The sequence below is a fragment of the Polymorphobacter megasporae genome (assembly GCF_018982885.2).
GTDB classification, from domain to species: Bacteria; Pseudomonadota; Alphaproteobacteria; order Sphingomonadales; family Sphingomonadaceae; genus Polymorphobacter_B; species Polymorphobacter_B megasporae.
Genome location: NZ_CP081848.1, coordinates 98,623 through 117,532, shown reverse-complemented (window position 1 = coordinate 117,532; position 18,910 = coordinate 98,623). Strand labels below are relative to the sequence as shown.

Here is an 18,910-nt window from a genome sequence, read left to right as displayed (position 1 = left end):
ACGGCGCGCGTCCGGCTTGGCGAAGCGCCGTCGCCTCGGCTACGGGGGCACGATGACCAAGACCCTGCTCCTCCTCCCCGGCGACGGGATCGGCCCCGAAGTCACCGCGCAGGCCGCGCGCGTCGTCGACCGGCTCAACACGCATCACGGCCTCGACGTGACGACGGCGACTGCGCGCTTCGGCGGCGCGGCGATCGATGCCGACGGCGTGCCGCTGACCGCAGAGACGCTCGCGCAGGCAAAGGCGTCCGACGCGGTGCTGATGGGCGCGGTCGGCGGGCCGCAATGGGCAAAGCAGGCGTACGACAAGCGTCCCGAGGCAGGGCTGCTGGCACTGCGCGCGGGGATGAACGTCTTCGCCAACCTGCGCCCGGCGAAATGTTTCGCCGCGCTCGCCGACGCGTCGAGCCTCAAGCGCGAGATCGTCGACGGGCTCGACATCCTGTTCGTCCGCGAACTCACCGGCGGGGTCTATTTCGGCGAGCCGCGCGGGATCGAGGATCTCGGCAATGGCGAGCGCCGCGGCGTCAACACCCACGTCTATACGTCGTCTGAAATCCGCCGCGTCGCACGGGTCGCCTTCGACCTCGCCAAGCACCGGAGTCGCCGGGTCGCTTCGGCCGAAAAGGCGAACGTGATGGAAGCGGGGCTGTTGTGGCGTGAGGAGGTGCAGGCGCTCCGCGACGCCGACTATCCGCACATCGACCTGACGCATATCCTCGCCGACAACGCCGCGATGCAGCTGGTCAAGGCGCCGAAGCAGTTCGACATCATTCTCACCGACAATCTGTTCGGCGATATCCTGTCCGACGCGGCGGCGATGCTGACGGGATCGCTCGGCATGCTGCCATCGGCGGCGCTGGGCGAGGCGGGGACGCCGGGGCTGTACGAGCCGATCCACGGCAGCGCGCCCGACATTGCCGGGCAGGGGGTGGCGAACCCGTGTGCGTCGATCCTCAGCCTCGCGATGGGGCTGCGCTACTCGCTCGGGCGGCCCGATCTCGCCGACGCGGTCGAAGCGGCGGTCGCAGCGGCGCTCGATGGCGGTGCGCGGACGCGCGACATCGGCGGGACGCTGGCAACCGCCGCGATGGCCGACGCGGTCCTCGCGCACCTCTAGTCGAGCGCCGCCGCGACCGCGGCAATCGCGCGTGCGATATCGGCGTCGGTCGTTCGCCAGTTAATCACGCAGATCCGCATCGCGCGCTGGCCGCGCCACGTCGTCGCCCCGAACATCGCCTCGCCGCTCGCGTTGATCCGGGCGATGACGGCATCGGTCGCGTCGCCGAACGAGATCAGCGCCTGATTGAGCCCGGGGCCGCCGATCAGCCGCGCGCCGGGGAGCGCGGCGATGCCGTGCGCCAGCGTCGCGGCATGCGCGCAGCAGCGGTCGACGAGCGCTGTGATGCCGTCGCGCCCCAACTCACGCAGCGCCGCATAGACGACGAAACCGCGTGCCCGGCGGCTCCATTCGGGGTTCCAGTCGACCGCCTCGCGTGCATCGCCGCCGACCGGCATGTAGCTCGCCGATACCGTCATCGCGGCGCGGTGCGCGGGGGCGTCGGCAACGACGGCGATTCCGCAGTCGTACGGGATGTTGAGCCATTTGTGCGCGTCGGTCGCCCAGCTGTCGGCGCGTTCGACCCCGTCGACGACCGCGCGGTGCCGTGGCGACGCCTTCGCCCACAAGCCGAACGCGCCGTCGACATGGACCCACGCGCCGGCCGCCTTGGCGCGTGGGATCAGCGTGGCGAAGTCGTCGCACGACCCGATGTTGAGGTCGGCGGCATTGAGCGCGACGATCACCGGGCGGTCGCCCGCGGCGGCGAGAGCGGCGTCGAATGCGGTCAGCAGGATCCGCCCGTCGTCGCCGGTTGCGACAGGCAAGAGCGCCTTCGTGCCGATCCCGAGCAGCCGCAGCGCGCGATCGATCGACAAATGCCGCTGGTCGTTCGCGATCACCATGATCGGCGGCCCCCCGGCGAGACCGTCGGCCTCGACGTCCCAGCCGCGGCCGGCGAGCAGCCGGTGGCGCGCCGCCGCAAGGCAGGTCGCATGCGCCATCTGGCAACCGCTGGTCAGCGCGAACGACGCCGCTGCCGGTAGGCCCAGCACGTCCTTGAGCCAATTCCCAGCGATCTCCTCGACCGCCGACGCGGCCGGGCTGCACGCTGTCAGGCCGGCATTCTGGTCCCATGTCGCGGCAAGCCAGTCGGCGGCGAGCGCCGAGGGGAGGGTGCCGCCGATGACCCAGGCGAAAAACCGACCGCCAGCGCTGCCGGTAATCCCGCCCTCGACGGCGGCAACAAGGTCCGTGATCACCTCGTCCGCAGCGGTTCCGGTATCGCCCAGCCCGATGTCGAGCCGGGCGCGGAGGTCGGCGAGGCTCACCGTTGCCGCGACGGGAGCGGCATCGAGTCCGGTGACATACGCCTTGGCCGCGGTGGCGGCAGCGTCGAGCGCGCGGATCGTCATCGTCTGATCGGTCATCAAAGTCTCCCCCGGAGGCGTATCGCACGGCTGGGCGCTGCGGTCTGGCGCTTTCCGGTTTCCGCGCTCGACTTGCCGATCTGCCTGCGCGTCGCTAAGTCGCGCACCCACAGGAGAACACGAATGGCCTACAACGTCGCCGTCGTCGGCGCGACCGGGAGCGTCGGGCGCGAGATGCTCAACATCCTTGCCGAGCGGCAGTTTCCGATCAAGGAAATCGCTGCGCTCGCGAGCGGGCGCAGCCAGGGCGACATCATCGATTTCGGCGAGGACGGGCGCACGCTCAAGGTGCAGAACCTCGAGCATTTCGACTTCTCCGGCTATGACATCGCGCTGTTCGCGGCAGGGTCGGGCCCGGCGGCGCAATACGCCCCGATCGCCGCCGCCGCCGGGTGCGTGGTCATCGACAATTCGTCGCTGTTCCGCATGGAGCGCGACGTCCCGCTGATCGTGCCCGAGGTCAACCCGACCGCGATCGACGGCTACACCAAGCGCAATATCATCGCGAACCCGAACTGTTCGACTGCACAGATGGTCGTCGCGCTCCAGCCGCTCCACGAGGCGGCGACGATCAAGCGCGTCGTCGTCGCGACCTACCAGTCGGTTTCGGGCGCGGGCAAGGCGGGGATGGACGAGCTGTTCGAACAGACCCGCGCGGTCTTCGTCGGCGACCCCAAGACGCATTCGAAGTTCACCAAGCAGATCGCCTTCAACGTCATCCCGCACATCGACGTCTTCATGCCCGACGGCCAGACCAAGGAAGAATGGAAGATGGTCGCCGAAACCGCGAAGATCATGGGGCAGGACATCAAGGTCGCCGCGACGTGCGTCCGCGTGCCGGTCTTTGTCGGTCACTCCGAAGCGATCTCGATCGAGTTCGAGCGGCCGTTGTCGGCGGCACAGGCGCAGGCGATCCTGCGCGAGGCCCCCGGCGTCATGCTCGTCGATAAGCGCGAAGACGGCGGCTACATCACCCCGCTCGAATGCGTCGGCGAATATGCGACCTACGTCAGCCGCGTCCGCAAGGATCCGACCGTCGAATACGGCCTGCAGCTGTGGTGCGTCGCGGATAATCTCCGCAAGGGTGCGGCGCTCAACGCGGTCCAGATCGCCGAGCTGCTCGGGCGGCGGCACCTGAAAAAGGCGGCTTAGACCCGTCCCGCAGCGTTCGTTTCGCCCGTTCGGGCCCGGGGCAAGGCAGCCGCTTGTCGCCGCTTGACGATTCCGCCCGCTTGAATCGCGGGCGGAATGACAATCCCGCCAAGGGTTTGGCTCCTTTTATTGCGTAAGACGTTTTGGTGACGGCTTCGCTAATCGGCTGCAATTGCGCCGTGCGAGGCTGCTCCGGGTACCGGCGCGTTTTCACCGGTAATTAGCTTAAGAGGTTCCCTCCTTATGATGAAATTCATTTTCGCCGCATCTGCGGCGTTGGCCGCTGCGTCGGCATCGGCCCAGGTCGGTTCGGTCGTCAGCGAGCCGACGCAGGCGTTCAACGGGCCGTACATCGGTATCCAGGGCGGCTGGCAGCAGGATGAGCAGCGGCTCGGGCTCGCGACCGCCGACGGCTCGTTCTACCGCGCGCGCGACCGGACGTCGGGTTTCGCCTATGGCGGACAGATCGGCTACGACTACCGTCTGAGCCCGCACTTCGTCCTCGGTGTCGAGGCGAGCGCGACCGGGCGGACCGGCGATGGCCGGTCGTACGACGGCTATAACAACATCTACGATCTGCGCGTCGGACGGACCTTCAACGGAACCGGCCGCCTTGGTTATCTCGTCAATCCCGGCGGGCTGGTCTACGTCCGCGGCGGCTATTCGAACGCGCGCTTCGACACCGGAAACGGCACCGGATACGATGTCGAGAACCGTGACGGCTACACCGTCGGCGTCGGCTACGAGCAGGCGATCGCCCGCGCGGTGACGGCCCGGGTCGAGTATAACTACTCGGAATACGGCACGCGCAACCTGTACGACGCCTCGTTCGCCAACGAGGGCAACGTCACCAGCAATTACCGCCGCAACGCTGTGACGGCAGGGCTGAACTTCCACTTCTAGTCGACCACGCCGGGGCAGGGAGATCCTGCCCCGGCACGCTTCGATTGCCGGTGTCCAAGCCGGAGCGTATCGAACGCGCATGAGCAATGACCCGACCAAGACCGCCGTGCCGGCGCAGACCTTTGCTTCGTTCGACGGGCAGGCGATCGTATGGCGCGAGGTCGGGGAGGGGCGGCCCGTCGTCCTGCTCCACGGGCTGTTCAGCGACGCGGTTACCAACTGGATCAGGTTCGGCACCGCCGCGACGATCGCCGCCGCCGGGTTCCGTGTCATCATGCCCGATTTCCGCGGGCACGGGCTGAGTGCCAAGCCGCACGACGCCGCTGCGTACCCGGTCGACGTCCTGTCGCGCGATGTCGAGGCGCTCGTCGCGCACCTCGGGCTGACCGACTTCGACCTCGGCGGCTATTCGCTCGGCAGCCGGACCGCGGTGCGCTTGATGGTTCGTGGGATGCGTCCGCGCCGCGTGGTCCTCGCCGGGATGGGCCTCGCCGGGTTGATCGAGTCGAACCGGCGGACCGGCTGGTTCCTAAACGTCATCGCCGAGCCCGACAGCTTCGCGCGCGGCACCCCCGGCTGGCTCGCGGTCCAGTTCATGAAGACCAACAAGATCGACGGTGAGGCGGTGTCGCACCTCCTCCGCGCGCAGGCGGAAACGTCGATCGACGCGATCCGCGCGCTGGCGACCCCGGCGCTGGTGGTGTGCGGTGCCGCCGATCAGGACAATGGCTCGGCCCCCGATCTCGCGGCGGCGCTGCCTAACGCACACTATAACGAGATCCCGGGGACGCACATGAGTTCGGTCACGATGCCCAACCTCGGCGCTGCGATCGCCGCGTTCGTGGCGCAGGAAAGTCCCGCTTAATTACCGATTGTCATCCCCGCGAAGGCGGGGACCGAAGGTCACCACTGGCAGGGACTTTGGGTCCCCGCTTTCACGGGGATGACGTCGAAATGATAACCTAGCCCCGCAGCACGCCGCCAACCTTCGCCGCGGCGGCGACGATCTTCGCCGAGATCGCGTCGATGTCGGCATCGGTGAAGCTGCGCTCGACCGGCTGGAGCGTTACCGTCAACGCAAGGCTGACCTTGTCGTCGAGCGGGAAGCGGTCGAACAGCGCGACGTTGGTGATCGCCACCTTGTCGGCGCCGCGAACGCTCCGCAGCAGCGTCTCTGCGGGCAGATCGGCGGCGACGACGAAGGCGAAGTCGCGGGTTATCGCCTGCAACGGCGGCGGGGTGAACGCCGGGCGCGACCGCTTGCCCGACCGCGCCGCCGGGATCGCATCGAGGTAGATTTCGGCGACCGCGACCGGCTCGCGTGTCGTCGCGACGCGCGGGTGGAGCTCGCCGAAGCTCGCCAGAACCATCTTCGCTCCGAGTGCGAGGCGGCCCGAACGCCCGGGGTGGAACCACGGATCGACGGGCGGCAGGACGCTCAGCCGGTCGACCGGCACCCCGGCGGCGGCGAGCGCGGCGACCGCCTCGGCCTTCGCGTCGAACGCCGAATAAGTCGTCGCCGCGCCGGTCCGCCAGTCGCGCGCGCGCGCGGCACCGGCCATCACGATCGCAGCAGTGGCGTGCTCGCCATCGGCCAGATAGCGCCGCCCGACCTCGAACAGCCGGACGCCCGCCTCGCCGCGGTCGAGGTTGCGCTTCGCCGCCGCGAGCAGCCCGGGGACGAGCGACGGACGCATCGCCGACAGCTCGGACGAGATCGGATTGTCGAGCGTCCACGCCGCGCCGCCGAACGGCTCGGCCTGCGCCGGGGAGACGAAGCTCCATGTCACCGCCTCGTCGAGCCCGCGCGCGGCGAGTGCGCGGCTAAGGCGGCGCTCGATCAATTGCGCCGGGGTCGCGGTCGGGCGGGCGACGCCCTCGGCGCGCGGCAGCGGGGTCGACGGGATATGCGCAAAGCCGTTGATGCGGACGACTTCCTCGACGATATCGGCCTCGCCGTCGATGTCGCGCCGCCACGACGGCACGGCGATGCGCCAGCGCTCGCCGCGCGTCACGCCGAAGCCGAGCCGCGTCAGGATCGCCGCCTGTTCGTCGGTCCCGACCGCGACCCCCGCGAGGGTGCGGGTGCGGTCGGGGCGGTACATCACGGTCTTGTCGGGGACGGGGATGCTGCCGGCGACGACCGCGTCGGACGCCTCGCCGCCGCACAGGTCGAGGACCATCGCGGTCGCGAGGTCGAGGCCGCCGACGAGGAAACCGGGGTCGACACCGCGTTCGAAGCGCGCGCGCGCGTCGCTGCTCAGCCCAAGCTTGCGCCCGGTCGCGCCGATCCGCTCGGGGGCGAAATAGGCGCATTCAATCAGCACGTCGGTCGTCGCCGCCGACACGCCCGACGCCGCCCCGCCCATGATCCCGCCGATGTCGTGGACTTCGCGGTCGTCGGCGATGACGGTCATTGTCGCGTCGAGCGCATAGGTCTTGCCGTTGAGCGCGGCGACGCTTTCGCCCGGCACCGCGCGCCTGGCGGTCAGTCCGCCGGTGACATGCGCGAGGTCGTAGACGTGAAGCGGGCGGCCACGGTCGAAGGTGATGAAATTGGTGATGTCGACAAGCGCCGAGATCGGCTTCTGCCCGATCGCGCGGAGCCGCCGCTGGAGCCAGTCGGGCGAGGGGCCGTTGACGACGCCGCGAACTGCGCGCCCGAGGAACGCCGGGCAGCTGTCAGGATCGTCGGTGCGGATTTCGACCGGGCAGGGGAAGCAGCCCGCGACCGGCGCGACCGGCGGCGTCCGCAGCGTCCCAATACCGGCGGCGGCGAGGTCGCGCGCGATCCCGGCGACCCCCATGCAATCCTGCCGGTTCGGCGTGATCCCGACCTCGATCACCGGATCGTCGAGCGCTGCCCATGCGGCGTAGGCGGTGCCGATCGGGGCGTCTTCGGGAAGGTCGATGATCCCGTCATGCTCGTCGGACAGCTCGAGCTCGCGCATCGAACACATCATCCCACGCGATTCGACGCCGCGAATGCTCGCGACCTTGAGCGTCAGGTCGCTCCCGGGAACGTACGTCCCGACCGCGCCGAACACGCCCTTCATCCCCGCGCGCGCGTTCGGCGCACCGCAAACAACTTGGACCGAATCGCCGCCGGTGGTGACGGTCAGCACCTGGAGCTTGTCGGCCTGCGGGTGCGGCGCGGCGGTGAGCACCTCGGCGATGACGAACGGCGCGAGCGCCTTCGCCGGATCGGTCACCCCCTCGACCTCGAGCCCGCAATCGGTCAGCGCGGTCAGAATGCGGTCGAGCGAGGCATCGGTGTCGAGATGGTCGCGGAGCCACGACAGAGTGAATTTCACGCCCCGACTCCCCCGCTCAGCGTCGGCACGTCGATGCCGCGGAAGCCGTAGTGGCGGAGCCAGCGGGCGTCGCCGTCGAAGAAGGCGCGGAGGTCGGTCATGCCGTATTTGAGCATCGCCAGCCGGTCGATGCCGCAGCCGAAGGCAAAGCCCTGATACTCCTCGGGGTCGAGGCCGCAGGCTTCGATGACGCGCGGATGGACCATGCCGCTGCCGAGGATTTCGAGCCACGACTCGCTGCCGCCGATCGACAGCGTGCCGCCCGCCCACGAACAGCCGACGTCGACTTCGGCCGACGGCTCGGTGAAGGGGAAATAGCTCGGGCGCAGCCGCAGCTCGATCTCGTCGACCTCGAAGAACGCCTTGACGAAGGTCTCGAGCGTCCACTTGAGATGTCCCATCGTGATGCCGCGATCGATCACCAGCCCCTCGACCTGATGGAACATCGGGGTGTGGGTGGCGTCGGAATCGGAGCGGTACGTCCGCCCCGGTGCAATGATCCGGATCGGCGGCTTCTGCGTCAGCATCGTCCGGATCTGGACCGGCGAGGTGTGTGTCCGCAGCACCATGCGCTTGTCGCTGCCGGGCGTGTCGGGGAAATAGAACGTGTCGTGCATCGCCCGCGCCGGGTGATTTTCATCCATGTTGAGCGCGGTGAAATTGTGCCAGTCGTCTTCGATCTCCGGACCGGTGGCGACCGCGAAGCCGAGGTCGGCGAAGATCTCGGCGAGCTCGTCCATCACCTGACTGATCGGGTGGATGCTGCCCGTCGGGGTGGCCGCCACTGGCAGCGTCATGTCGAGGCGCTCGCTCGCGAGACGTGCATCGAGTGCGGCGGCTTCGAGTGCGGTCTTCCGCGCTGCGATCGCGGTAGAGACCGCATCGCGCAGCGCGTTGAGCCGCGGCCCCTCGGTTAGGCGGAGTTCGGGGGCCATCTGGCCGAGCGTCTTCATCAGCGCGGTGACGCTGCCCGCCTTGCCGAGCGCGGCGACGCGGATCGCCTCGAGCGCGTCGAGGGAGGCAGCGGCGTCGATCGCCGCGATGAGCTGGTCGGGTTCGGTCATCGGTCCATTTCTCAAACCGTCATCCCCGCGAAAGCGGGGACCCAAGGTCACCGAGGGCAGTGACATTGGGTCCCCGCTTTCGCGGGGATGACAGGGAGGGGCTTAGCTTGACGAGTCCCAAAACGAAAGGGGCGCGGGCGGCTTGTCGCCACCCGCGCCCCTGAACGTCGTCGAGCCGTGCTTAAGCGGCGAGCGCCGGCTTGGCGTCGAGCGCGGCCTGCGCCTGCGCGGCGATCGCGCGGAACGCCTCGGGCTCGTGCATCGCGATGTCGGCGAGGATCTTCCGGTCCAGTTCGACATTCGCCAGCTTGAGGCCGTGCATGAAGACGCCGTAGGTCAGGCCGACTTCGCGAACGGCGGCGTTGATTCGCTGAATCCACAACGCGCGGAAGTTGCGCTTCTTCGCCTTGCGGTCGCGATACGCATACTGGCCGGCCTTTTCGACCGCCTGCCGCGCGACGCGGATGGTGTTCTTGCGACGGCCATAATAGCCCTTCGCCAATTCGAGGACCCGCTTGTGACGGGCGTGCGAGGTTGTCCCGCGTTTGACACGTGCCATATCGGGACTCCTAGCGCTTCAGGCCGTACGGGGCCCAGAGCTTGATCGTCCGCGCATCGGCGTCGGAAATCGTGTCTGTGCCGCGGTTCTGGCGGATGTATTTGGCATTGTGGTGAGTCAGGCGGTGGCGCTTGCCGACGGCACCGTGCTTCACCTTACCCGACGCGGTGATCTTGAATCGCTTCTTGACACCGCTCTTGGTCTTGAGCTTGGGCATTTCGTCTCCTGTGAACACGCAAACAGAATCGCCTCGGCAGCCCATTCAGCCGGGCGATTCAGACGTGGAGGCGGGCGTATAGCCGCATGCCCCACTTGACGCAACCGATGATGCGCCGGAACGACATCGCGCCGTCGCCGTTGGGTCGCGATGGATACACTCACCGCGGACCCTACGACCATGCGCCGCCGCGAGCCGTTCCACGGGGCGGTAAGTGCGGTGCTCGGGGTGCTGATGACGATCATCGGCCTGATCGTGCTCGCGTGGCTGATCCTGTTCGTCACCAAAGGACGTTTCCTCAAGCCGACCTTCGAGAAATACGCCAGCCGCTACGCCGACCGGCAAGTCGCGGTGGCGGGCGATTTCCAGTTCTATTTTAATCCGTTCCACCTCAAGTTTGTCGCCGAGGGACTGACCCTCGCCAACCCGTCATGGGCGCACGACCCGCAGTTGTTCAGCGCGAAGCTGATCGATGCCGAAATCAGCACCTTCGACCTGATCTTCGGGCGCCAGCATATCCTGTTTCTCAATCTCGATGGCGGCAGCGCCGGGTTGGAGATCGACGCGGCGGGGCGCAACACCTGGACCTTCGCCGGCAACACGCCGTTCAAGATGCCGCCGATCGACCGCGCGGCGGTAACCGGGACGATCGCGCACTATATCGACGCGAAGCACAAGGCCGATGTCCGCCTGACCTTCGGCGACCTTAACGGGTCGGTCGGGAAGCGCGACAGCGGCACCGTGACGGGGCCGCTCACCTTCGCCGGTGGCGGCACTGCGCTCGCCGCGCCGTTCAAGCTTCACGGCAGCCTGACCACGCCGAACTCGACGATTGTTGGCGGCAAGACCGGGCTCGACCTCCATGCGTATGTCGCCGCGACGCAGATCGACGTGTCGGGCACGCTTCCCGGCGCGACGCGGATCGAGGGGGCTGACCTTCGCGTGACACTCGCGGGCAAGAACCTTCAGACGCTGTTCAAGCTGGCGGGGGCGAACGCTCCGCCGAGCCGGCCGTACAAGTTGGCGGCGAACTTCACCAAGTCCGGCGACACCTATAGATTCACCAATCTCGCCGGACGTTTCGGCGATTCCGACCTCGCCGGGCGGCTGTCCGTGACGACAGGCGGGGCACGTTCGAAGATCGTCGGCGACCTCCACACCCAGACGCTGGATATTCTCGATGTCGGCCCGTGGATTGGATATTCGCCGGATAAGCTCGACGCGCAGGGCGGCAAGGGTGCGATCACGATCGTCAACGGACATCCGCGTGTCCTGCCCGACGCATCGCTCGATATCACGTCGCTCAAAGGTTTCGACGCCGACGTCCATTATACCGCGGCGCATATTCGGACCGGCAACGTGCCGATCGCCAATCTGACATTGACGCTCGACCTCGACGATCGCGACCTGAAGTTGAAGCCGGTGGCCTTCGACGTCATCGGCGGGCGGGTGACTGCAGATATCGAGCTCGATGCGCACAAGGAACCGGTTGTCGCCGACTACGACATCCGCATGACCCAAGTCCCGATCGGGCGGCTGCTGACGTCGTTCAAGGTCGAGGATAACGGCACCACTGCAAACGTCGGCGGGCGCATCAAGCTGCGCGGGGCAGGCGATTCGGTGAGGACGTCGCTGGGAGCCTCGACCGGCCGGATTGCGATCATCGTCAGCCAAGGCACATTGTGGGTGCGCAATATCGAGTTGGCGAAGCTCGACGTGCAGAATTTCCTGCTCGCGTTCTTTGGCAAGGACCTGAAGAAGCCGCGCGATATTCGCTGCGGCCTTGCGGCGTTTACCGTCACAAACGGCATCTCGCGCGCCGATCCGGTGATCTTCGACACCGGCCGCGCAGTCTACCGGATGAACGGGCAATTCAGCTTCAAGGACGAAGCGATCGACCTTTCGCTCCGCGGGCGGTCGAAGGAGCTCAGCCTGTTCTCGGGTCAATCGCCGATCGGGGTCGGCGGCTGGTTCGCCGCGCCGAAGATCAATCCGATCTCGAAGGAATTGCTCACGCGCGGCGGTGCCAGCGTATTGCTCGGCATCGTCGGAACCCCGATCGCGGCGATCCTGCCGTTCGTCGACCTCGGCACCGCGAAGAATTCGAATTGTGCGGCGGTCGAAGGCGCAAAAACCGCGGCGGTTGTCGACTCGGCAACCCCCGATCCGAAGATCAAGAGAAAGAAGTAGCTACGCCGTGCCCGACGCGGCAGACAGATGTCCGACATCAATGCCGAGCGAGGCGAATGCACGCGGCCACCGGCGGTCGACGGCGGTGTCGAACATCAAGTCGTCGCTGCCCTCGATGCTGTGCCAGCCGTGGCGGGATAGCTCGTTATCGAGCTGCCCCGCGCTCCAGCCGGTATAGCCGAGCGCCGCCAGCCAGCGCTTCGGCCCGCGGCCGACCGCGATGTCGCGCAGCACGTCGACCGTCGAGGTCAGTCCCCAGCGAATCCCGCCGAGGCTGCCGACGTGGATCGTCCCTTGTCCGCTATAGTCGGGTGAATGAACGACGAAGCCGCGCCCTGGCTCGACTGGGCCGCCGCTCATCACGCGCGCGTCGAGTGGCGTGACACCGGGGTCGATGTCGAGTTGCGCCATCAATTCGCGGACCGTCATCGACGCATGCGGGCGATTGACGATCATTCCAAGCGCGCCGTCGTCGTCGTGGACGCACATCGCGATGACCGTCCGGTTGAAGCGCTCGTCGCCGATGCCGGGCATCGACAGGAGATATTGACCGGTCAGGAAGCGCGGATCACTCATCCGAACCGTCATAAACCGGGGCGCTAGACGCGTGCAATGCGCGTCGCTATCGCAGGGCGCACCAAGCCAATGGGAGATTAAGCATGACGATCAAGGTAGGCGATGCCGTGCCATCAGCGACGCTGATCAAGGCCACCGAAGCCGGCCCGCAGCCGCTGTCGACCGAGGCGCTGTTCGCCGGGCGGACCGTCGCGCTGTTTTCGGTTCCGGGCGCCTTCACCCCGACCTGCTCGGCGAAGCATTTGCCGGGCTACATCTCGAACGCCGACACGATCAAGGCGGCCGGCGTCGACGAGATCGTCTGCGTGTCGGTCAACGACGCCTTCGTCATGGGCGCATGGGGCCAGAGCGCCGGCGCGGCGGGCAAGGTCACGATGCTCGCCGACGGCAATGGCGACTTCGTCAAGGCGCTCGGCCTGACGATGGACGGCAGCAAGTTCGGCATGGGCATGCGCGGCCAGCGTTTCTCGATGCTCGTCCGCAACGGCGTCGTCGAGCAGCTTAACATCGAGGAGCCCGGCGCATTCCAGGTGTCGTCGGCCGAGCATCTGATGGGCCAGCTCGCTTAGTACGGCTCCAGCTACACCCGTGCCGCCCACCGCCGTTAAGCGGTGGGCGGCAACGGGAGCGGGCAGTGTATCACACCGAAATGTCGACGGCGGTTCGGCCCGCCGAGATCGACGCCGAGATCGAGGAAGCGCCGCTGATGCGCTTCGACCGGATTCGCGCGTTGCTCGTCCTGACGCGGCTGCCACCCCGGCCCGATGTCTACGACCTGTTCTGGCGATGCCTCGGCGGCGATGATGTCGCGCTCGGCGTGGTGCTCGACGCCGCGATCGTCGAGCGCAGGCTCGACCTTGCGGCGGTCGCGACGATGCGCGCGATGCATTGTTCGACGCCGGGGCTGGCCGCCTGCCGGCCCGCGTCGCCGCAGTAGGCGGCCCCCTCGCGCCCGCGACGCTAGAGCGCCGGGCGCAGCCTGCCGAACCGCCGGAACCAGCTTTTGGCGGGCGGCGTCGATGCGATCACCGCCATCACTGGCACCCCGCTGTAGAATTCAAGGTCGTCGGCACCGCGGACCATGCGTCGCAGCATTTCGCTGAACAGCGCGATCGCCAGCCCGAGCCCGAGGCTGATCCCCGCCGCCAGGCCGACCGTCAGCGGAATGTTGGGGTAGATCATGTCGTCGTTGGCGATGACATCGCCAATGACCTGAAGCCCGCTCGGCGCCGCGGCGACCGCCTCGAAATCCTGCACGCGCTGTGCGGCGTTCTTGTAGAGCTTTTCACGCAGCGCAAGATCGCGGTCGATCGCCGCCAGCTTGTCGTACACCGGCCCCCGATCGAGAATCCGCAGCCGTGCTTCGAGATACTGGCGGTCGCGCAGGACGCGGTTGGCGGCGATCTGCGCGTCGGTGGCGTTGTTCCCCGCGTTGGCGAAATCGGTTTCGTGCGCGAGCTGGGTGCGGAGCACATCGCGCTGCGCCATCGCGCTCTGCATCACTGGATCGCTTAGGCCGCGATCGGCGGTCATGACGGCGATCTGCGCATCGAGCGCCGCGATATTATTCTTGAGCTTGCCCATCAACGGCGTGGTCGGCGGATCGATCGAGCCCATCTCGGCCGGGATCGTCTGGGCCCGCAACGCGGTCAGTTCGCGCGTCTCGAGGCTGCCGTTGCTCGTATCGATCGGGATGTCATTGGCCTTGAGGAAGGCGGCACGCTCGGCCTCGGACTTTTGCAGCGCGATCAGCGCCTGGGCCGCGACGGTCCGGTTCCATGACGATGCCTTGCGCGCGGCCTCGGCGCGCAGCCGCAAGTCGTTGTCGATATACGCCGTACGGATCAGCGCGACGATCGCCTTGGCGGTATCCACCGATTCGGCGGAGTAATAGATTTCGATGATCGAGCTGTCCTCGAACGGGACCGCCGCGACATTGCCCCTGATCCGCGCGGCGGCCCAGTTCGTGACGTCACCCATGCCGCCGGTCGACTGTTCCCACGCGCTGATCACGGCGGGATCGGTTGGCCAGCCGAGCTTGGTGACGACATCGCGCATCACGGCGTCGTCGCTGACCAGTTTGATCTGCGTGGCGATATAGGTGTCCTCGGTTTTCGCACCGAGCGCCGAATATTGGGTCGGGTCGCTATTGCCGATATTGAGCATGACGCGCGCCTTTGCCGAATACGCCTTCGGCAGCGACGACGAGAACAGATACGCGGTCAGGCTGGCGACGACGACCATCGCCGCGATCGACAGCCACGCTGCGCGGAAGATCGCCCAAAGTTGTGCGAGGCTCATTCGGCGGCCTCCGCGACATCGAGGCTGCGGCAGATGCGCCAGACCTTCTCGATCGTCGCGGGCATCTCGAGCTGGGTGCCGTCGAGCGCATCGATGATCGCGTTCATGATCGACGGCATCGCGCCGATCGTCCCCGCCTCGCCGCAGCCCTTGACCCCCAGCGGGTTGGTCGGCGACGGCGTGCCGAGCGTGGCGAAGCCGATCACCGGCGGCATGTCGTCGGCACGCGGAACGCCGTAGTCCATGAACGATCCGGTCAAAAGCTGCGCGCCGTCGCCGTAGACGATGTCCTCGAGCAGAACCTGTCCGAGCCCCTGCGCGACGCCGCCGTGGATCTGCCCCTCGACGAGCATCGGGTTCATCAGCACGCCGAAATCGTCGACGAGGCTGTAGCGGACGACCTTGGTCGTGCCGGTCGCGGGGTCGATCTCGACCTCGGCGACGTGGCAGCCGTTTGGAAAGGTCGGGCGCGGGCTTTCGGGCTTGTAGGTGGCGCGACCGTCGAGCCCGCCGGGGTGTTTCGCCGCGAGTTCGGCGAGGCTAACGGTGCGGTTGGTGCCGCGCGCACCGAACACGCCCTCGGCATAGTCGACGTCGGCGACGTCGAGGTCGGCCTTCGCCAGCTCGATCCCGCGCTTGACCATGTCGTCGCCCGCCTCGATCACCGCGCCGCCGCCCCATGCAAGGCTGCGCGACCCGCCGGTGCCGTTGCCCTCCTCGAGCCGGTCGGTGTCGCCCTGGACGATGCGGATCGACTCCATCGGCAGGCCGAGCCGGTCGGCGAGGACCTGCGCGTACGCGGTCTCGTGGCCTTGGCCGTTCGACTGGGTGCCGACCGCCGCCTCGACGATGCCGTCCGTGCCGACGCGGATGTCGGCGAATTCCTCGGTCGAGCCGCCGCCGGCGATCTCGACGTAATAAGCGATGCCGCGCCCGTAGCGGAGGCCCTTGCGCGCCGCTGCCGACTTGCGCTCGGGGAAGCCCGCCCAGTCGGCGTTCGACAAGGCCTTGTCGAGCACCGCCGGGAAGTTGCCGATGTCGAAGGTCAGGCCGAGCCCGTTGGCGTGCGGCAGTTCATCGGGGCGCAGCAGGTTTTTGCGGCGGATCTCGTCGACCCCGATCCCCAGCTCGCGCGCGGCGGCCTCGACCAGCCGCTCGACGATATACGCCGCCTCGGGGCGTCCCGCGCCGCGATACGCGTCGACCGGCGTGGTGTTGGTCATGATGCCGTGGACGAGGTTGTGGATCACCGGGATGCGGTAGACGCCGCCGAGGATGCGCCCGCCGGCCACGGTCTGGATCGCGGGGCCGAATTGCGACTGGTACGCGCCGAGGTCGCTCCACGTCTCGACCTGGAGTGCGGTGATCAGGCCATCGGCGTCGAAGCCGATCGCGGCGTCGCTGACCATCGCCCGGCCGTGCGTGTCCGACTGGAACGCATCGCCGCGCTCGCCGGTCCACTTGACCGGGCGGCCGAGGTCGCGCGCGGCGTGGAGGACGAGGAGATATTCGGGGTAGAGGAACGCCTTCATGCCGAACCCGCCGCCGACGTCGCCGCAGCGAATGCGGACCTTGTCGGGTCCGACGCCCATGATCCCGGCGACCATCTTGCGCGCCGAGGCGACGCCCTGCCCGCCGAAATCGAGGGTGAAGCCGTCGGCTTCGCTATAATCGCCGACCGCGGCACGGACCTCCATCGACGTCGGCGCGACGCGGTTCTGGACGATGCGGAGGCGGGTGACGTGCGCGGCGGCACCGATTGCCGCGGTGGCCGCATCGCCGTCGCCGAGCGGGAAGGCGAACAGGTCGTTCGACGGGGCGTCGTCCCACACCTTGGTCGCGCCGGGGGCGATGGCGTCGGCGATGGTGGTGACGGCGGGGAGTTCGTCATAGTCGACGATGACGGCGTCGGCGCCCGCGCGTGCGGCCTCACGCGTCTCGGCGACGACGAAAGCGATGCCGTCGCCGACGAAGCGCGCCTTGTCGCCGGTCAGCATTGCGTGCGGTGTCGTGACCTTGCCCGAGAACGGGACGAGGCACGGGATGACGCCATAATGCGCGATGTCGGCGTGGGTATAGACCGCGACAACCCCGGGGACCGCTTTCGCGTCGCTGGTGTCGATCGACGCGATCCGGGCGTGGCCGTACGGTGAGCGGACCGTCGCGGCGAACAGTGCGCCCGCAAGCTGGATGTCGTCGGTGAAGCGGCCGTTGCCGGTCAGCAGGCGGAAATCCTCGACGCGCTTCGGGGACTGGCCGATTCCGAACTTCATGCGGGATTCCTCGCGGGCGTGACGCGCCACTTTAGCGGGTGGCGGGGCACGGGTCGCGCCAAAAATCCTCGCCGGAGGTTACCGGCCGATCAACTTCCGCGCCATCGCGTCCGCCACCGCATCGGTCGTCCGCCCGCTCGCGTCGGCTTCGGCGAAGATCGCCGCGAGGCGTGGCTCGATCTCGGCGATCCGCGCCGCGACCGCATCGGCGTCCCCGTCGCCCAGATATTCCGCGACGACGTTGATGATGCCGCCCGCGTTGATGACATAGTCCGGCGCGTACAGGATGCCGCGCGCCTTGACCCGCGCCCCATCGGCCGGGGTCGCCAGCTGGTTGTTCGCCGCCCCCGCGACGATCGCGACGTCGAGGTTGGCGATAGTGTCGGCGTCGAGCACCGCGCCGAGCGCGTTCGGGCTGAACACGTCGGCGCTGACCCGCGTGATCTCCTCCACCGTGACATGAGTCGCGCCGAGCGACGCCGCCATTCGGGCGGCGCGCGCCTCGTCGATGTCGGCGACGGTCAGCTTGGCCCCCGCGGCCGCGAGTCGCTCGGCGACCCCGCCGCCGACGCTGCCGAGCCCCTGGATCGCGACATGGACGCCCGCGAAGTCGCTCTTGCCGAGCTTGTGGCGGACCGCGGCGCGGATGCCGAGGAAGATGCCTTGCGCGGTCGACGGCCCGGGATTGCCCCCCGCCGCGCCGCCGCTGACCGGCAGCCCCGAGACGAACTTCGTCTTCCGCGCGATGACCGTCATGTCGGCGTCGGACATGCCGACGTCTTCGGCGGTGACGTACTTGCCGCCGAGCGAGTCGATTGCCGCGCCGAATGCTTCGAGCAGCGCCTCGGACTTCGGCCCGTGACCCGCCTTGAGGATGACACCCTTGCCGCCGCCGACCGCGAGCCCCGCCATTGCGTTCTTGTAGCTCATGCCCCGCGACAGCCGCAGCGCATCGGTCAGCGCCGCTTCGTCGTCGACATAGGTCCACCAGCGACAGCCGCCCGCCGCGGGGCCGCGATGCGTCGAATGAACCGCGATGATCGCCTTGAGCCCGCTCGCCGGATCGTCGAAGAAATGGACGCCTTCATGGGCGTCGAAGTCGGGGGCATCGAACAGCATGGCGATGGGCCTGTAATTATCGAACAGGCGCGCGCAATAAACGAACCACGTGCCTCGGGGAAGTCTCTACGCCGAAACGAGTCGGTGCGGTAAGAAATTGGTGTCGGCGACACACGGCCATTCGTCCTTGTCGAAGCCCGGGCCATCGAACCCCGCGGTTTCCCGGACCGAGAGCGCGCCGTTGGCGGGATCGACGACGAACGCGCCCCACGGGACTGCGAACAGCCGCTCGCCGATGCCGACGATGCCGCCGACGCTCAGCGCGACATAGACGATACGGCCCTCGGCGGCGGCCATCATCACGTCGGCGATCGTCCCGACCGCCTGGCCGTCGGGTCCGGCGACGCTGGCCCCGACGAACAGGCTCAACGGAGTCAGCGCGGCGTCGTCGCACCCGGGGACATGCGCGCGATCGACGCTCACAGCGTTGCCCGCGTCGCGGCGGCGGCGCCCTTGTCGTAGCGCGCGCGCAGGCCGAGCCACCGCCAGACGCCGAGAATGTTGACGAGCAACAGCACCGCGTTCTGCCAAATCAAATTCGCCTGCCCCGTGGCCGCGCCGATCACCATCCAGCCGACCGACCCGACCGCAAACGCGATGAAGCCGATGCCGGTGATCCGCGCCCCGAGGTTCGCCGCGACCAATAGTGCGGCAAGCGTCGTCGCGATCGGCGCGACCCAATTGGCGATTTGCTCCATCCGTGCTGCTTCCCAAATTCGCTAACCCAGCGGTGCACAAAAGCGCTCCGACTA

At 67.9% G+C, this 18,910-nt stretch carries 18 protein-coding genes; 7 read left to right on the top strand and 11 right to left on the bottom strand.

What is annotated here, in order from left to right:
• Positions 1-52 precede the first annotated feature (52 nt).
• Entirely contained in the window at positions 53-1,120 is a 1,068-nt protein-coding gene (leuB, locus tag KTC28_RS00600) for a 3-isopropylmalate dehydrogenase (RefSeq protein WP_216708945.1), read from the top strand.
• Here the strand turns inward: leuB and KTC28_RS00595 are convergent.
• Positions 1,117-2,490 carry a pyridoxal phosphate-dependent decarboxylase family protein gene (locus KTC28_RS00595; RefSeq protein ID WP_216708946.1) on the bottom strand — a complete coding sequence of 458 codons (1,374 nt, stop codon included), beginning with the start codon at positions 2,488-2,490 and terminating at the stop codon, positions 1,117-1,119. The two genes, leuB and KTC28_RS00595, sit on opposite strands and share 4 nt — an antisense overlap.
• Positions 2,491-2,613: 123 nt before the next feature.
• Here KTC28_RS00595 and KTC28_RS00590 point away from each other — a divergent pair, with 123 nt between their 5' ends.
• The 3 genes from KTC28_RS00590 (at position 2,614) to KTC28_RS00580 (ending at position 5,410) form a co-directional block, all read left to right on the top strand.
• Complete coding sequence (locus KTC28_RS00590; protein WP_216708947.1) at positions 2,614-3,642, top strand: aspartate-semialdehyde dehydrogenase; 1,029 nt, start codon at positions 2,614-2,616, stop codon at positions 3,640-3,642.
• Between the two features lie 243 nt (positions 3,643-3,885).
• The gene (locus KTC28_RS00585; protein WP_216708948.1) at positions 3,886-4,545 is read left to right on the top strand and encodes an outer membrane protein; all 660 of its coding nucleotides are present in this window, start codon (positions 3,886-3,888) and stop codon (positions 4,543-4,545) included.
• A 79-nt stretch (positions 4,546-4,624) separates the two neighbouring features.
• A complete protein-coding gene (locus tag KTC28_RS00580; protein ID WP_216708949.1) occupies positions 4,625-5,410 on the top strand; it encodes an alpha/beta fold hydrolase in 786 nt (261 codons plus the stop codon).
• A gap of 97 nt (positions 5,411-5,507) precedes the next feature.
• Here the strand turns inward: KTC28_RS00580 and pheT are convergent, their stop codons facing one another.
• The 4 genes from pheT to rpmI form a co-directional block, all read right to left on the bottom strand.
• Positions 5,508-7,859 (bottom strand): phenylalanine--tRNA ligase subunit beta, encoded by a 2,352-nt coding sequence (gene pheT, locus KTC28_RS00575; protein ID WP_216708950.1) that lies wholly within the window; start codon positions 7,857-7,859, stop codon positions 5,508-5,510.
• A complete protein-coding gene (gene pheS / locus KTC28_RS00570) occupies positions 7,856-8,923 on the bottom strand; it encodes a phenylalanine--tRNA ligase subunit alpha (protein ID WP_216708951.1) in 1,068 nt (355 codons plus the stop codon). The genes pheT and pheS overlap by 4 nt, the downstream gene beginning before the upstream one ends.
• Before the next feature lie 181 nt (positions 8,924-9,104).
• Complete coding sequence (gene rplT / locus KTC28_RS00565) at positions 9,105-9,482, bottom strand: 50S ribosomal protein L20 (RefSeq protein ID WP_216708952.1); 378 nt, start codon at positions 9,480-9,482, stop codon at positions 9,105-9,107.
• 10 nt (positions 9,483-9,492) lie between these two features.
• On the bottom strand, positions 9,493-9,699 hold the full coding sequence (rpmI, locus tag KTC28_RS00560) for a 50S ribosomal protein L35 (protein WP_216708953.1): 207 nt from the start codon (positions 9,697-9,699) through the stop codon (positions 9,493-9,495).
• A gap of 150 nt (positions 9,700-9,849) precedes the next feature.
• Between rpmI and KTC28_RS00555 the strand changes: the two genes are divergently transcribed.
• Positions 9,850-11,889 carry an AsmA family protein gene (locus tag KTC28_RS00555; RefSeq protein ID WP_216708954.1) on the top strand — a complete coding sequence of 680 codons (2,040 nt, stop codon included), beginning with the start codon at positions 9,850-9,852 and terminating at the stop codon, positions 11,887-11,889.
• On the opposite strand, the gene KTC28_RS00550 is transcribed toward KTC28_RS00555, so the two are convergent.
• Positions 11,890-12,465 (bottom strand): YqgE/AlgH family protein, encoded by a 576-nt coding sequence (locus tag KTC28_RS00550; protein ID WP_216708955.1) that lies wholly within the window; start codon positions 12,463-12,465, stop codon positions 11,890-11,892.
• A gap of 83 nt (positions 12,466-12,548) precedes the next feature.
• Between KTC28_RS00550 and KTC28_RS00545 the strand changes: the two genes are divergently transcribed.
• Together KTC28_RS00545 and KTC28_RS00540 are read left to right on the top strand one after the other, a co-directional pair.
• On the top strand, positions 12,549-13,034 hold the full coding sequence (locus KTC28_RS00545; protein WP_216708956.1) for a peroxiredoxin: 486 nt from the start codon (positions 12,549-12,551) through the stop codon (positions 13,032-13,034).
• A gap of 65 nt (positions 13,035-13,099) precedes the next feature.
• On the top strand, positions 13,100-13,402 hold the full coding sequence (locus KTC28_RS00540; RefSeq protein ID WP_216708957.1) for a hypothetical protein: 303 nt from the start codon (positions 13,100-13,102) through the stop codon (positions 13,400-13,402).
• Positions 13,403-13,425: 23 nt separating this feature from the next.
• Here KTC28_RS00540 and KTC28_RS00535 read toward each other — a convergent pair whose 3' ends face one another.
• The 5 genes from KTC28_RS00535 to KTC28_RS00515 all read right to left on the bottom strand — a co-directional run bounded on the left by KTC28_RS00535 (position 13,426) and on the right by KTC28_RS00515 (position 18,856).
• The gene (locus tag KTC28_RS00535; protein WP_216708958.1) at positions 13,426-14,766 is read right to left on the bottom strand and encodes a hypothetical protein; all 1,341 of its coding nucleotides are present in this window, start codon (positions 14,764-14,766) and stop codon (positions 13,426-13,428) included.
• On the bottom strand, positions 14,763-17,039 hold the full coding sequence (locus KTC28_RS00530) for a xanthine dehydrogenase family protein molybdopterin-binding subunit (protein ID WP_216708959.1): 2,277 nt from the start codon (positions 17,037-17,039) through the stop codon (positions 14,763-14,765). Before KTC28_RS00530 ends, KTC28_RS00535 begins: the two co-directional genes overlap by 4 nt.
• A 78-nt stretch (positions 17,040-17,117) precedes the next feature.
• The gene (locus KTC28_RS00525; RefSeq protein ID WP_216708960.1) at positions 17,118-18,158 is read right to left on the bottom strand and encodes a Leu/Phe/Val dehydrogenase; all 1,041 of its coding nucleotides are present in this window, start codon (positions 18,156-18,158) and stop codon (positions 17,118-17,120) included.
• Between the two features lie 66 nt (positions 18,159-18,224).
• Positions 18,225-18,581, bottom strand: a complete 357-nt coding sequence (locus KTC28_RS00520) for a PRC-barrel domain-containing protein (RefSeq protein WP_216708961.1) — start codon at positions 18,579-18,581, stop codon at positions 18,225-18,227.
• Positions 18,578-18,856, bottom strand: a complete 279-nt coding sequence (locus KTC28_RS00515) for a hypothetical protein (RefSeq protein ID WP_216708962.1) — start codon at positions 18,854-18,856, stop codon at positions 18,578-18,580. Before KTC28_RS00515 ends, KTC28_RS00520 begins: the two co-directional genes overlap by 4 nt.
• Between the last annotated feature and the right edge of the window lie 54 nt (positions 18,857-18,910).

What these genes read in the sequence shown, in the direction of transcription:
- leuB (WP_216708945.1), top strand. Translation starts at nt 53, where the DNA reads ATGACCAAGACCCTGCTCCTCCTCCCCGGCGACGGGATCGGCCCCGAA.
- KTC28_RS00595 (WP_216708946.1), bottom strand. Translation starts at nt 2,490, where the DNA reads ATGACCGATCAGACGATGACGATCCGCGCGCTCGACGCTGCCGCCACC.
- KTC28_RS00590 (WP_216708947.1), top strand. Translation starts at nt 2,614, where the DNA reads ATGGCCTACAACGTCGCCGTCGTCGGCGCGACCGGGAGCGTCGGGCGC.
- KTC28_RS00585 (WP_216708948.1), top strand. Translation starts at nt 3,886, where the DNA reads ATGATGAAATTCATTTTCGCCGCATCTGCGGCGTTGGCCGCTGCGTCG.
- KTC28_RS00580 (WP_216708949.1), top strand. Translation starts at nt 4,625, where the DNA reads ATGAGCAATGACCCGACCAAGACCGCCGTGCCGGCGCAGACCTTTGCT.
- pheS (WP_216708951.1), bottom strand. Translation starts at nt 8,923, where the DNA reads ATGACCGAACCCGACCAGCTCATCGCGGCGATCGACGCCGCTGCCTCC.
- rplT (WP_216708952.1), bottom strand. Translation starts at nt 9,482, where the DNA reads ATGGCACGTGTCAAACGCGGGACAACCTCGCACGCCCGTCACAAGCGG.
- rpmI (WP_216708953.1), bottom strand. Translation starts at nt 9,699, where the DNA reads ATGCCCAAGCTCAAGACCAAGAGCGGTGTCAAGAAGCGATTCAAGATC.
- KTC28_RS00555 (WP_216708954.1), top strand. Translation starts at nt 9,850, where the DNA reads ATGGATACACTCACCGCGGACCCTACGACCATGCGCCGCCGCGAGCCG.
- KTC28_RS00550 (WP_216708955.1), bottom strand. Translation starts at nt 12,465, where the DNA reads ATGAGTGATCCGCGCTTCCTGACCGGTCAATATCTCCTGTCGATGCCC.
- KTC28_RS00545 (WP_216708956.1), top strand. Translation starts at nt 12,549, where the DNA reads ATGACGATCAAGGTAGGCGATGCCGTGCCATCAGCGACGCTGATCAAG.
- KTC28_RS00535 (WP_216708958.1), bottom strand. Translation starts at nt 14,766, where the DNA reads ATGAGCCTCGCACAACTTTGGGCGATCTTCCGCGCAGCGTGGCTGTCG.
- KTC28_RS00530 (WP_216708959.1), bottom strand. Translation starts at nt 17,039, where the DNA reads ATGAAGTTCGGAATCGGCCAGTCCCCGAAGCGCGTCGAGGATTTCCGC.
- KTC28_RS00525 (WP_216708960.1), bottom strand. Translation starts at nt 18,158, where the DNA reads ATGCTGTTCGATGCCCCCGACTTCGACGCCCATGAAGGCGTCCATTTC.
- KTC28_RS00515 (WP_216708962.1), bottom strand. Translation starts at nt 18,856, where the DNA reads ATGGAGCAAATCGCCAATTGGGTCGCGCCGATCGCGACGACGCTTGCC.